Source organism: Nioella ostreopsis (genome assembly GCF_004000255.1).
Lineage (GTDB): Bacteria > Pseudomonadota > Alphaproteobacteria > Rhodobacterales > Rhodobacteraceae > Nioella > Nioella ostreopsis.
Map to the genome: position 1 here is coordinate 1 of NZ_RCIQ01000019.1, position 13,005 is coordinate 13,005.

Consider the following 13,005-nt stretch of genomic DNA (forward strand, 5'->3'; position numbering starts at 1 on the left):
CCTATAACGGCACGTCCTGCCCGGCCGTGGTGGAACTGGAGACCTGGTATAACGCCGCGACTCCGGCACCGGCACCGGCCCCTGCGCCGACTCCGACCCCGGCACCGGCACCAGCCCCGACGCCCGCACCGGCCCCTCAGCCCGCTGGCGGATGCCCGACCTGGGCGCAGCCTGGCCAGATGGTCTACATCACCGGTCAGCAGCTCTACAGCCCGACCAGCTACAACGTGCAGGCCGGTGGCAACACGAACATCTCGTCCTGTGGCGTTGGTGGTCGTGGCTATGCCTATCCGACCCCGCATTATTCCTACATGCTGTCGGGAATGGAGGGCTATGGCCGCCTCGAGATCGAAGTGACCAGCGCTTCCTGTGACACCACGCTTCTGGTGAACACGCCGAACACCACCTGGTATTTCGACGATGACAGCCGTGGCAACCTGCAGCCGCTGCTGAACATCCCGTCCTCGGCGTCGCTGAACGGTCGTCTGGATCTTTGGGTGGGCACCTATAACGGCACGTCCTGCCCGGCTGTGGTGGAACTGGAGACCTGGCACAACGCCGCGACTCCGGCACCGGCACCGGCACCGGCACCTGCGCCGACCCCGGCACCGGCACCAGCGCCCGCACCCACTGGCGGATGCCCGTCCTGGCAGCAGCCCGGTCAGATGATCTACATCACCGGCCAGCAGCTCTACAGCCCCACGAGCTACAACGTGCAGGCCGGTGGCAGCACCAACATCTCGTCCTGTGGCGTGGGTGGCCGTGGCTATGCCTATACCAACCCGCACTACTCGTTCATGCTGTCCGGTATGGAAAGCTATGGCCGCCTCGAGATCGAAGTGACCAGCGCGTCCTGTGACACCACGCTTCTGGTGAACACGCCGAACACCACCTGGTATTTCGACGATGACAGCCGTGGCAACCTGCAGCCGCTGCTGAACATCCCGTCCTCGGCGTCGCTGAACGGTCGTCTGGATCTTTGGGTGGGCACCTATAACGGCACGTCCTGCCCGGCTGTGGTGGAACTGGAGACCTGGCACAACGCCGCGACTCCGGCACCGGCACCGGCACCGGCACCTGCGCCGACCCCGGCACCGGCACCAGCGCCCGCACCCACTGGCGGATGCCCGTCCTGGCAGCAGCCCGGTCAGATGATCTACATCACCGGCCAGCAGCTCTACAGCCCCACGAGCTACAACGTGCAGGCCGGTGGCAGCACCAACATCTCGTCCTGTGGCGTGGGTGGCCGTGGCTATGCCTATACCAACCCGCACTACTCGTTCATGCTGTCCGGTATGGAAAGCTATGGCCGCCTCGAGATCGAAGTGACCAGCGCGTCCTGTGACACCACGCTTCTGGTGAACACGCCGAACACCACCTGGTATTTCGACGATGACAGCCGTGGCAACCTGCAGCCGCTGCTGAACATCCCGTCCTCGGCGTCGCTGAACGGTCGTCTGGATCTTTGGGTGGGCACCTATAACGGCACGTCCTGCCCGGCTGTGGTGGAACTGGAGACCTGGCACAACGCCGCGACTCCGGCACCGGCACCGGCACCGGCACCTGCGCCGACCCCGGCACCGGCACCAGCGCCCGCACCCACTGGCGGATGCCCGTCCTGGCAGCAGCCCGGTCAGATGATCTACATCACCGGCCAGCAGCTCTACAGCCCCACGAGCTACAACGTGCAGGCCGGTGGCAGCACCAACATCTCGTCCTGTGGCGTGGGTGGCCGTGGCTATGCCTATACCAACCCGCACTACTCGTTCATGCTGTCCGGTATGGAAAGCTATGGCCGCCTCGAGATCGAAGTGACCAGCGCGTCCTGTGACACCACGCTTCTGGTGAACACGCCGAACACCACCTGGTATTTCGACGATGACAGCCGTGGCAATCTGCAGCCCGAGCTGAACATCCCGTCTTCGGCGTCGCTGAACGGCCGTCTCGACCTGTGGGTGGGTACCTATAACGGCTCAACCTGCCCGGCCGTGGTCGAGCTGGAGACCTGGTACAACTAAGACCGGACCGAATAAGGGGAGGGCCGCCAGAATCGGGCGGCCCTTTCCACCTCTGACACCCAATCACCGTGCGCCCCCGGAATTGACCCGACCGGCGCCAATCCCAGAACCGGAGCGTGTTTGCTTGCGCTTGCCAATATCCGGAGATTTACCGTGAAACCTATTTTCCTTTCCGCAGCACTGATGATGTCCGCCGCCGCCGCGGCCCAGGCCTGCCCCGACTATCGCCTCGGGGGGGATGTCGATTACAGCTATACCGGCGATATCCTACTTCGCGAGAGGGAGTATTCCGTTCAGATCGGAACCGATTATTCCCTTGTGGGCTGTGGCTACCAATATCCGGGCTACGTGTCCGCCGCACCTACCACGTCCTTCCGGCTGGCCCGGATGGACCACTACCCGTTGGAGATCAGGGTCGAAGCGCCCTGCGATTCGGTGCTGCTCGTCAATGCCGCCAACGGAGACTGGTACTATAATGATGATGGTCCTTACGGCCATAATCCCCAGATCAATCTGCGCGGTTCGGCCACTCTCAACGGCCGCGTGGACATTTGGGTTGGCAGCTATGATGGCCAAAGCTGCTTTGGCGATCTGATCCTTGAAACGGAGCGCTGACAAAAAAATCGCCGGATCACCAAAAAAAGTGTAGACATGACACTAAGGTTGATCTAAACAGACTGTGCATGACACATTAAGGAGTTATCAAAATGCGCACTATCCTTTCCGCCTTCCTAGTATTGATCTCGTTGACGGCAGCCGCCTCGGCCTGTCCGACCATTACCCAGGGCCGCCAGTCCTTTTCCGTGACCGGTCAGTACCTCTACACCCCCCGTTCCTACGGCGTTGTCGCAGGTGGTGGCCAGTACCTGCGGAACTGTGGGTTCAACCACACCGGTTACGTGATCTCGCAGCCCGACTTCTCGTTCTACACCTCGGGCATGGCCCCCTATGGCCGTCTGGAGATCGAAGTGTCCCAGGCTGCTTGTGACACCGTCCTGCTGGTGAACTCGGCCAACGCCTCCTGGTTCTTCGACGATGATTCCGGCGGCTACCCGAACCCCCGCATCAACCTCTACGGCACCTCCAACACCCAGGGCCGCATCGATGTGTGGGTTGGCACCTACGGTCCGTCGACCTGCTCGGCCACGCTGGAAATGGAAACCTGGTACAACTAAGTCAGGTTCCGATCTGAGACGACAAGGGAAAGGCCGTCACGCTGCGGCCTTTCCGCTTTCCCCGGCCCCGGCCTGCCCACGGCCCGGCCCCTTTTCCGAAGCCCCGTTCACTGCCGATATGGGAGTTCCCCGCCATGAAAACTCTTCTGACCTCTGCCGCCATTCTTCTTGCCGGAAGCGCCGCCGCGCTGGCTTGCCCCAGCTTCATGCAGCCCGGCCCGTCCTATGAATTCACCGGCGACATGCTGACCACGCCGCAGACCGCCCCGACCATCGCTGGCGGCCAGTTCTCCGTTCAGGCCTGTGGCCTGCCCGGACTGGGCTATGCCAGTGCCGTGCCCGCCTATTCGCTGATCCTGAGCGGTATGGACAACTACGCGCTTGAAATGAGCGTCGTGTCCGAATGCGATGCGACCCTTCTGGTCAACACCGTCAACACCACCTGGCTGTTCGACGACGATTCCAACGGCAACCTCGACCCCCGCCTGACCGTGTCCGGGGCCGAGAACCTGAACGGCCGCGTGGATGTCTGGATCGGCACCTATAACGGCACCAGCTGTAACGCGCAGCTGACCATCCAGACCATGCCCGTCGCAGGTGGCGCAGCCCCCGCACCGGGTGGCGGCTTTGCCCCGACCGATACGCCTGCTCCGGCCCCTGCGCCCGCTCCGGCACCCGCGCCTGCACCGGCACCCGCGCCTGCACCGGCACCCGCGCCTGCACCGGCACCTGCGCCCGCTCCGGCGCCTGCACCCGCTCCGGCACCTGCACCTGCACCCGCTCCGGCCCCTGCGCCTGCGCCCGCTCCGGCACCCGCGCCTGCACCGGCACCCGCGCCTGCACCGGCACCGGCACCGGCCCCTGCGCCTGCTCCGGCACCCGCTCCGGCCCCTGCACCGGCACCTGCTCCGGTGGACGACGGCAAGTAAGCTCGCGCGCGCCAAACACATGGAAGGCCCGTCCCGAAAGGGGCGGGCCTTTTGCTTTGCCTGACATCATTGCACATAAAAAAACCGCGCCCCGAAGGGCGCGGTCATCACTGTCCCCGAAAGGGGGTACGGATCAGGCCTCTTCCGAGCCTTCTTCCGATTCGTCAGCGGCGGGGGCTGCGTCGCCCTCGTCATCGTCCAGGGCGGCAGATCCGATATCGTCGAACAGTTCGGCGATTTCGAAATCGGCAGCGGCTTCCGCTTCGGCAGCCAGTTCCTGGATCGACTTGCCGGAGGCCTGAAGCTCGGCTTCTTCGACCGAGCGGGCCACGTTCAGTTCGATCTCCACCACAACCTCGGGGTGCAGGTTCACCAGAACGGTGTGCAGACCCAGTTCCTTGATCGGGCGGGTCAGGGCAACCTGCTTGCGGTCCAGCGAGAAGCCGGACTCGGTGGCGGCATCGGCGGCGTCACGGGTGGTGACGGAGCCGTAAAGCGCCCCGGAGTCGGAGGCCGAGCGGATCACGATGAACTGCTGGCCAGCCAGACGGCCCGCCAGATCCTCGGCTTCCGCCTTGGTTTCCAGGTTGCGCGCTTCGAGCTGCGCTTTCTGGGCCTCGAAGGCGTCGATATTGCTTTGGCTGGCGCGGAGCGCCTTGCGCTGCGGCAGCAGGTAGTTGCGCGCGTAGCCTTCCTTGACGGAAACCACATCGCCCATCTGACCAAGCTTGGCCACGCGTTCCAGAAGGATAACGTCCATTGGTCAGTTCTCCTTACTTGACGGCGTAGGGCAGCAGAGCCAGGAACCGGGCGCGCTTGATGGCGCGGGCCAGTTGACGCTGGTTCTTTGCCCCTACGGCGGTGATACGGGACGGCACAATCTTGCCACGCTCAGAGATGTAGCGCTGCAGCAGACGGGTGTCCTTGTAGTCGATCTTCGGCGCGTTCTCGCCCGCGAACGGGTCGGTCTTGCGGCGGCGGAAAAACGGTTTTGCGGCCATTTTGAAAGTCCTTCCCTATGGGTTAGCGGCGCTCGCGGCGACCATCACGGTCGTCCCGCTTCTGCATCTGGGCCGAGGGGCCCTCTTCGTGGGCGTCGACCTTGACGGTCAGGACGCGCATCACGTCGTCATGCAGGCGCATCAGGCGTTCCATTTCCTGAACGGCGGCCGACGGGGCGTCGGTGCGCAGGAAGGCATAGTGGCCCTTGCGGTTCTTGTTGATCTTGTACGCCATGGTCTTGACGCCCCAGTATTCGGAATCGACGACAGAGCCGCCATTGTCCGACAGGATTGCGCCAAAATGTTCGATGAGCCCTTCGGCCTGCGTGTTGGACAGGTCCTGACGCGCAATCATCACATGCTCGTAGAGAGGCATGTCATCTCCAGTCTTGTTTCAAGGCGTGTTTCAAAGGCCGGGGCGTTGTCCTCCGCCCCCCGGACCACGAGAGACCACGCCGGTGCATAGGCAACGGCGGAGGAAGCCCGCCTTATAGACGGTTGGGGCAGGGGATCAAGGGCAAATCCACTTGCGGACCTAGCCGGGCAGAGACGGCCGGTGCCGACACGCCCTGTTGCGCGGATCAGGCCCGGAATGATCACGCTGTTGTCTAAAATACACCCAATTTCAAGCGCATATCGGCCGCTAGCGTTTTATTGATCGTAGTTGGCTCAGATCATGTTGTGCCTGAAACAGTTTGCTCGCAACGAGGGTGGTGCCGTGACCGTGGACATGGTGCCGCTCATATTTGTGGGTGTGGCCCTGTCATTGGTCGTGTCTGGCCAGATCATCTCCGGCGTGGCCGACCTCTCTCAGGACTCTGCTGATCATCTGGACGGAAATTCGATCATCGTGGTCTCTTTCAACGATACGCCCGACGATGAGCCCGGTGGCGGCATCGATGGCATCGATGACATCACCGAAACCAACGATGATGTCGAAGGTGACGAGTCCGATGCGGAAGATGATGGATCCGAGGATGAGGACGCCACCGGAGAGGATGAAGACGCCACTGGGGGGAGCGACGACAACCAGAGCGACGATCGGGACGATGGCGAAGACCGCGATGACGGAGATGAGGCTGACGATCGGGACGACCGGGATGACGGTGACGACCGGGATGACCGGGATGATGGCGACGACCGGGACGACCACGACGAGGGTGACGACCGGGACGACCACGACGAGGGTGACGACCGGGATGACCGGGACGATGGCGACCACAGCGATGACCGGGATGACGGTGACGACCGGGACGACCGGGATGATGATGACGACCGGGACGACCGGGACGATGATGACGACCGGGACGACCGGGACGACCGGGACGATGGCGAAGATAGGGACGACCACGATGAGGGTGACGACCGGGATGACCGGGACGATGGCGACGACAGCGACGACCGGGATGATGATGACGACCGCGACGATGATGACCACGGCTCGAGTGGCAACGGCAATGGAAACTCAAACGGGAACAACGGCTTCGGCAACGGGGACCAGGATGCGCCGGGGAATTCGGAGTACAACAACAATGCTGAGAACGCCGGTGGCAATCATGATGGAACCTCGGAACAGGGCAACGGCAATGCCAATGGCAGCCTGATCATTACCGATGACTCCGAGGATGATGGTGACGATACGGGACTGACCATCACCGAAAATTCGAGCGGGTCCGGTAGCGGTGGATCCGGGGTGATCCTGACGATCGAGTCCAGTGATGACCAGAACGATCAGAATGAAGATGGCGCGGTGCTGATCATCACCGGCGGGTCCGCCGGAGACGGGAACGGCAACAGCGGCAACGGAAACGGCAACAACGGCAACGGGAACGGCAACAACGGCAACGGGAACGGCAACAACGGCAACGGGAACGGGAACGGGAACGGGAACGGAAATAACGGCCATGGCAATGATAGCGATGGTTGTGATGCCTCGAACCCTGGCAATGCGCCTCAATGTGCCGGGGACACCACGGATGATGATGGTCCCGCAGGCAATGGGAACGGTGGTGGCAATGGCAATGGAAACGGCAATGGAAACGGCAATGGCCGAAACTGATCTGCCCGTCCGGGCGGGTCCGCCGCATTCCTTCATTGTATGACAGCGAGTCGTCCGAACTGCGGGCATTCGGGCTTTTCCCCTCCAAAATCAGTGCAACACAACCGGCATCATTTACATTTTCCTGAATTGACCTAAGGTAAACCTTGGGGAGCGTCGGAGTTTCTTTTGACGTGGCTAAGGAATTCCTTACCTTCGGGGGGTAAAGACATGGGGCCGGCGGCGATGCTGGATTGGACTCAGACGAAGCGACTGGCGCGCAGCCTGAACTTGCCGAATGTTCACGAAGGCATTCGCAGCGATGGGTTGTGCTGCCTTTATGCCCATGACCGCCTGTGGACCTGGTGGGACAGCCGGGTGGATGCGCCCGGGTTTCGCCTGCCCGCCGGGGAACGCGACTTCCTGATCGCCGCCGATCCCGAAATCTTCTTCGTGACCGAGGCGGAGGCGCCGTTCAACCATGTTCTCGCAAATCCCGCGCGGGTCAGCCCGCGATGGATTCTCGGCAATCTGAGCCTCAGCTGGCGCGCCCTCGCACCCTCGATCTTCGTGCAGCTCTTTCCCGGCGAGGGGCCTCCCGTTCCCCATTTCATGGAACATTAGCGATACCTGCCGGGAGCTTGGCAATTGCGCCGGACCAGCGGTTGCGGTAGCCCCTTGGGCAACAACAGCTTGAAACGGAGCGCTGACGCGGATGACACGAGCCTTCCTCTTCCCGGGCCAGGGGGCCCAGACCATCGGCATGGGCAAGGCCCTGGCCGAGGAATACCCGGCCGCAAAACTGGTCTTCGACGCGGTAGACGAGGCCCTGGGCGAGAAGCTGTCGGCGCTGATCTGGGACGGCGAGCAGGATCAGCTGACCCTGACCGCAAATGCGCAACCTGCGCTGATGGCAACCTCCTTGGCCGCGATGGCGGCGCTGGAGGCCGAGGGCGTGACAGTCGAGGCGGCGGCCTATGTGGCGGGCCACTCGCTTGGGGAATACTCGGCGCTCTGCGCGGCAGGGGCGCTGTCGCTGGCGGATACCGCCCGGCTGCTGCGCATCCGCGGCAAGGCAATGCAGGAGGCGGTTCCGGTGGGCGAGGGCGCGATGGCGGCGCTGCTGGGGCTGGATTTCGAGACCGCGATGCGCGTGGCAGAGGCCGCGAGCCAGGGGGCGGTCTGCCAGGCCGCGAATGACAACGATCCGGGTCAGGTGGTGGTGTCTGGCCACCGCGAGGCGGTGGAGCGGGCTGTCGAGATCGCCAAGGGAGAGGGTGCGAAACGGGCGGTGATGCTGCCGGTCTCTGCCCCGTTCCATTGTGCGTTGATGCAGCCCGCGGCAGACGCCATGTCCGAGGCGTTGAGCCATGTGGAGCTGAGTGCGCCGCGCGTGCCGGTGGTGGCGAATGTGGTGGCGGCGGCGGAAAGCTCGGCCCCTGTGCTGCGCGGTCATCTGGTCGATCAGGTGACGGGATCTGTCCGGTGGCGCGAAAGCGTGATGTGGATGGCCGCCCATGGTGTGACCGAGACATGGGAAATCGGCGCGGGCAAGGCGCTGACCGGCATGATCCGGCGCATCGACCGATCGCTGGCGACCCGGCAGGTGGGCACGCCCGACGAGGTCCGCGCCGCGGTGGCGGCTTTGGCCGAGGGCTGAGCGGGGCGGAAGGCTCTTGCAAGAGCCTTGCAAATTTCTTCGAAGAAATTTGGCGCCCCTGTCGGGCGTCACGATATAAGGGAAGGACGAGACATGTTTGATCTCACAGGGAAAAATGCGCTGATCACCGGCGCATCGGGGGGCATCGGCGCCGATATCGCGCGCGCATTGCACGCCGCGGGCGCCACGGTTGGCCTGTCTGGCACGCGGGTGGAGCCGCTGGAGGCGCTGGCCGCAGAGCTGGGCGACCGCGCGCATGTGCTGCCCTGCAACCTGTCGGACCCGGAGGCGGTCGAGGCGCTGCCCAAGCAGGCGGCCGAGGCCATGGGGTCGGTCGATATTCTGGTCAACAACGCGGGCATCACGCGCGACAACCTGTTTATGCGCATGTCCGACGAGGAATGGCAGTCGGTGATCGACGTGAACCTGACCTCCACCTTCAAGCTGTGCAAAGGCGTGTTGCGCGGCATGATGAAAGCGCGTTGGGGCCGGATCATCAACATCTCGTCTGTCGTGGGGACCACCGGCAATCCGGGGCAGGGCAACTATGCCGCTTCCAAGGCCGGCATGATCGGCATGTCGAAATCGCTGGCCTATGAAGTGGCCAGCCGGGGCATCACGGTCAATGCCGTTGCGCCCGGTTTCATCGAGACCGCGATGACCGACAAGCTGACCGACGATCAGAAATCCAAGATCCTGACGCAGATTCCGGCGGGGCGCATGGGCAGCCCGGCAGAGATTGCCAGCGCGGTTCTGTTCCTGGCCTCACCTGAGGCGGGGTACCTGACGGGCACGACGATGCATGTGAATGGCGGCATGGCGATGGTCTGAGCGGCCAAACCGTGCCGTTGCGACCCGCCACAGGCGGCGGCCGGGATGCACCCTGAGCCGCCGCGCCACGCGCGCCAGGGCGATTCCCGTCAGGAACGCAGCACTGCCAAAGAGCAGCGCTTGCAGCCCGGACATGTGATGCAGGGCGCGCAAGAGCAACGCAATATAGCCGATGAATTCTGTCAACTGGTCCTCCAGCCCATTGTTTCTCAAGGTCATCTGAGAGCAGTCTACCGAACGGATCATTCCGAAAGGTTAAGGCGTGGCGCTGCGGGAAATGGCAAAAACGGATCAAACCCCGTTGCCTTCGATTGCGGATGTGCTATAGGCGGCGCAGATTTTGCCGGGGGGCGCTTGCGCCAGACGGTAAGGGGCCTTTGCCGGTCCCGTCAAACCGCCGATACCGGCGCATTACAGATCGAGGGCTGAAAAATGGCTTTCGACCAAACTGGATGAGGATCGAAAAGATGAGCGACATCGCAGATCGCGTGAAGAAAATCGTTGTCGAGCACCTGAGTGTGGAAGAAGACAAGGTGACCGAAAACGCCTCCTTCATCGACGACCTGGGCGCAGACAGCCTGGACACCGTCGAGCTGGTCATGGCTTTCGAGGAAGAATTCGGCATCGAGATCCCCGATGATGCGGCCGAAACCATCCAGACCTTCGGCGACGCGTGCAAATTCATCACCGACGCCTCCTGAGCCCTTCGCTTCAGGTCCAGAATTCGCAGACGGCATCCTGATAGGGTGCCGTTTTGCATTGGCGGCAGGTGGCGGGGTTGGGGCAAAACCCCTGTCAAGGGATTGCCCAAGCCCCCCGCTTGACGCTATCAAACCGCGATAAGCTCTCATCCGGAAGGGGCAGGAATATGCGTCGAGTTGTTGTCACGGGTCTGGGGATCGTGTCCCCCCTGGCCTCTGGTATCGAGGAAACCTGGAGCCGCCTGTTGGCCGGGGAATCGGGGGCAGGGACGATCCAGCGCTTCGATGCCTCGCATCTGGCCACCAACTATGCCTGCGAAGTGCCGCTCGGCGATGGCTCTGACGGGACGTTCAACCCCGATGACTGGATGGCGCCCAAGGAACGGCGCAAGGTCGATGACTTCATCCTTTTCGGCATGGCCGCCGCTGCGCAGGCCGTGGCTGACGCGGGCTGGATGCCCGAGGACGAGGAAAGCCGCCTGCGCACCGGCGTTCTGATCGGATCCGGCATCGGCGGGCTGTCCTCGATTGCCGACACCGCCATTCTTCTAAAAGAAAAGGGCCCGCGCCGCGTGTCGCCCTTCTTTATCCCCGGCTCTCTGATCAACCTGATTTCCGGTCAGGTCAGCATCCGTTATGGCTTCAAGGGGCCGAACCATGCCGTTGTGACCGCCTGTTCGACCGGGGCGCACGCCATTGGCGACGCGGCGCGGCTCATTCAGTGGGGCGACGCGGATGTGATGATTGCAGGCGGGGCCGAAGCCGCGATCTGCGAGATCGGCATCGCGGGGTTCAACGCCTGTAAGGCGCTGTCGACCAAGCGCGCGGACGATCCGCAGCGCGCCAGCCGCCCCTATGACGCGGACCGCGACGGGTTCGTCATGGGCGAGGGTGCGGGCGTTGTCGTGCTGGAGGATTACGAGCACGCCAAGGCGCGTGGCGCCAAGATCTACGCGGAGATTCTGGGATACGGCCTGTCGGGCGACGCCTATCACATCACCGCGCCCTCCGAGGATGGCGATGGTGGCTACCGTGCCATGGAGGCGGCGCTGAAGCGGGCCGGGCTGACACCCGACGCGGTCGACTACATCAACGCCCATGGCACCTCGACCATGGCCGACACGATCGAACTGGGCGCGGTGGAGCGGCTGTTGGGCGACAAGGCGGGTCTGGCCACCATGTCCTCCACCAAATCCTCCGTCGGGCATCTTCTGGGCGCGGCGGGCGCGATCGAGGCCATTTTCTCGATCCTTGCGATCCGCGATCAGGTGGCGCCGCCGACGATCAACCTCGATAATCCGGCGGTGGAGCCGAAACTGAACCTCGCCGCCAATGGCAAGCATGAGCGTGAGATCGACGTGGCGCTGTCGAACAGCTTTGGCTTTGGCGGCACCAATGCGTCGCTGGTCATGGGCAAGGTCACAGACTGATGTGGAAACATGTCGCTGCCAACGGGATGAGCCTGCTCATCGTCGGCTTCATCGCATTCGCGGGGGCCGTGGCCTGGGGGCAGCGGCAGTTCACCTCTGCGGGACCTCTGGCGGAGCCGACCTATTTCGAGGTGTCGCGGGGCGAGAGTCTGGTGTCTGTCTCGGAGAACCTGGAAGCGGCGGGGGTGATTTCGAGCGCCACCATCTTCCGGCTTGGCGCGCGCTACACGGAGCGGGCCGAGGACCTGCGGTTCGGCAATTACGAGATTCCCGCAGGCGTGTCGATGGACGAGGTGATGGAGATCCTGTCCTCCGGCGGGCCGTCCACCTTCCGCTATACGGCCACCTATGTGATCCGGGGCGGTGCGGGCGGCGGCGAGATGCGGCTGCGCGAACGGGTGCCGGGCACGGGCGAACAGGTGGAGCTGGCGACCTTCGAGGGCGGTGCGGAGCTGCCTGCGGACTATGTGGCGCTGGTCGAGGCGGGCACGCCGATTGTCTACCGGGTGTCTGTGCCGGAAGGGCTGACCGTCTGGCAGATCGTCGAAGGGCTGCGCGGCGCGGATTTCCTGGAGGATGACGTGGTTGACCTGCCCGCCGAGGGCACGCTGGCGCCTGACACCTATGAGGTGGCGCGCGGCACGCTGATTTCCGAGATGCTGACCGATATGGCCGATGCGCAGACCGGTATCCTGCTGGCCGCCTGGGCGGGGCGTGCCGATGATCTGCCCTATGATACGGTCGAAGAAGCGCTGATCATGGCCTCGCTCATCGAGAAGGAAACCGGGGTGGCAGATGAACGCGGCGAGATCGCGGGGGTCTTCGTGAACCGGCTGGAAGCAGGTATGCGGCTACAGACCGACCCGACGATCATCTATGGCGAATCCGAGGGACGCGGCTTTCTGGGCCGGGGGATTCGGCAAAGCGAGCTGATCAACGACAACAACCCGTGGAACACCTATCGCATTGACGGGCTGCCGCCGACGCCGATTGCGAACCCCGGTCGCGCGGCCATTGAAGCGGCTATGAACCCGGCCACTACCGACTATCTGTTCTTCGTGGCGGATGGGTCGGGGGGTCATGCCTTTGCGTCGAGCCTGGCCGAACACAACGAGAATGTGCAGGCCTGGCGGGCAATCGAGGCGGCGCGGGCGGCGCAGGAAAACTAGGGGTTTCGCCGCGCTTCGCGCGTCGACCCGCGCGGCCCCGGTGGGGCCGCGTT

General features: G+C 63.6%; 16 protein-coding genes. 10 read left to right on the forward strand and 6 right to left on the reverse strand.

The genetic code is table 11. The features are described 5' to 3' along the window. The 4 genes from EP237_RS23290 to EP237_RS23720 form a co-directional block, all read left to right on the forward strand. On the forward strand, nt 1–2,018 hold a 2,018-nt coding region (locus EP237_RS23290), incomplete at its 5' end, for a hypothetical protein (RefSeq protein ID WP_166435162.1). A gap of 153 nt (nt 2,019–2,171) precedes the next feature. Then, the gene (locus EP237_RS17220; protein WP_127562141.1) at nt 2,172–2,633 is read left to right on the forward strand and encodes a hypothetical protein; all 462 of its coding nucleotides are present in this window, start codon (nt 2,172–2,174) and stop codon (nt 2,631–2,633) included. A gap of 92 nt (nt 2,634–2,725) precedes the next feature. Then, on the forward strand, nt 2,726–3,193 hold the full coding sequence (locus EP237_RS17225) for a hypothetical protein (protein WP_127562142.1): 468 nt from the start codon (nt 2,726–2,728) through the stop codon (nt 3,191–3,193). A 134-nt stretch (nt 3,194–3,327) separates the two neighbouring features. Beyond that, nucleotides 3,328–4,122: a hypothetical protein gene (locus EP237_RS23720; protein WP_276317010.1), complete on the forward strand. Its 795-nt coding sequence runs from the start codon at nt 3,328–3,330 to the stop codon at nt 4,120–4,122. A gap of 133 nt (nt 4,123–4,255) precedes the next feature. On the opposite strand, the gene rplI is transcribed toward EP237_RS23720, so the two are convergent. From rplI to EP237_RS17255, 5 genes are all read right to left on the reverse strand, one after another. Continuing rightward, nucleotides 4,256–4,882 carry a 50S ribosomal protein L9 gene (gene rplI, locus EP237_RS17235; RefSeq protein ID WP_127562144.1) on the reverse strand — a complete coding sequence of 209 codons (627 nt, stop codon included), beginning with the start codon at nt 4,880–4,882 and terminating at the stop codon, nt 4,256–4,258. Between the two features lie 13 nt (nt 4,883–4,895). Then, the gene (rpsR, locus tag EP237_RS17240) at nt 4,896–5,123 is read right to left on the reverse strand and encodes a 30S ribosomal protein S18 (RefSeq protein ID WP_127562145.1); all 228 of its coding nucleotides are present in this window, start codon (nt 5,121–5,123) and stop codon (nt 4,896–4,898) included. A gap of 22 nt (nt 5,124–5,145) precedes the next feature. Continuing rightward, complete coding sequence (gene rpsF, locus EP237_RS17245) at nt 5,146–5,499, reverse strand: 30S ribosomal protein S6 (protein ID WP_127562146.1); 354 nt, start codon at nt 5,497–5,499, stop codon at nt 5,146–5,148. 387 nt (nt 5,500–5,886) lie between these two features. After that, nucleotides 5,887–6,561: a hypothetical protein gene (locus EP237_RS23180; protein ID WP_164744750.1), complete on the reverse strand. Its 675-nt coding sequence runs from the start codon at nt 6,559–6,561 to the stop codon at nt 5,887–5,889. A 27-nt stretch (nt 6,562–6,588) separates the two neighbouring features. After that, nucleotides 6,589–7,218 (reverse strand): hypothetical protein, encoded by a 630-nt coding sequence (locus EP237_RS17255; RefSeq protein ID WP_127562147.1) that lies wholly within the window; start codon nt 7,216–7,218, stop codon nt 6,589–6,591. Between the two features lie 189 nt (nt 7,219–7,407). Here EP237_RS17255 and EP237_RS17260 point away from each other — a divergent pair, with 189 nt between their 5' ends. The 3 genes from EP237_RS17260 (at nt 7,408) to fabG (ending at nt 9,652) form a co-directional block, all read left to right on the forward strand. Next, on the forward strand, nt 7,408–7,785 hold the full coding sequence (locus EP237_RS17260) for a hypothetical protein (protein WP_127562148.1): 378 nt from the start codon (nt 7,408–7,410) through the stop codon (nt 7,783–7,785). Between the two features lie 91 nt (nt 7,786–7,876). After that, a complete protein-coding gene (gene fabD, locus EP237_RS17265; protein WP_127562149.1) occupies nt 7,877–8,821 on the forward strand; it encodes an ACP S-malonyltransferase in 945 nt (314 codons plus the stop codon). 93 nt (nt 8,822–8,914) lie between these two features. Next, entirely contained in the window at nt 8,915–9,652 is a 738-nt protein-coding gene (fabG, locus tag EP237_RS17270) for a 3-oxoacyl-ACP reductase FabG (protein ID WP_127562150.1), read from the forward strand. Here the strand turns inward: fabG and EP237_RS17275 are convergent. Continuing rightward, nucleotides 9,587–9,871 carry a hypothetical protein gene (locus EP237_RS17275; protein WP_127562151.1) on the reverse strand — a complete coding sequence of 95 codons (285 nt, stop codon included), beginning with the start codon at nt 9,869–9,871 and terminating at the stop codon, nt 9,587–9,589. The two genes, fabG and EP237_RS17275, sit on opposite strands and share 66 nt — an antisense overlap. Nucleotides 9,872–10,119: 248 nt before the next feature. Here EP237_RS17275 and EP237_RS17280 point away from each other — a divergent pair, with 248 nt between their 5' ends. The 3 genes from EP237_RS17280 (at nt 10,120) to mltG (ending at nt 12,952) form a co-directional block, all read left to right on the forward strand. Then, nucleotides 10,120–10,353, forward strand: coding sequence for an acyl carrier protein (locus EP237_RS17280; RefSeq protein ID WP_071691851.1), 234 nt, complete (start codon nt 10,120–10,122; stop codon nt 10,351–10,353). A gap of 167 nt (nt 10,354–10,520) precedes the next feature. Then, a complete protein-coding gene (fabF, locus tag EP237_RS17285) occupies nt 10,521–11,783 on the forward strand; it encodes a beta-ketoacyl-ACP synthase II (protein WP_127562152.1) in 1,263 nt (420 codons plus the stop codon). Beyond that, nucleotides 11,783–12,952 (forward strand): endolytic transglycosylase MltG, encoded by a 1,170-nt coding sequence (gene mltG, locus EP237_RS17290; RefSeq protein ID WP_127562153.1) that lies wholly within the window; start codon nt 11,783–11,785, stop codon nt 12,950–12,952. Before fabF ends, mltG begins: the two co-directional genes overlap by 1 nt. The last annotated feature ends 53 nt before the right edge of the window (nt 12,953–13,005 follow it).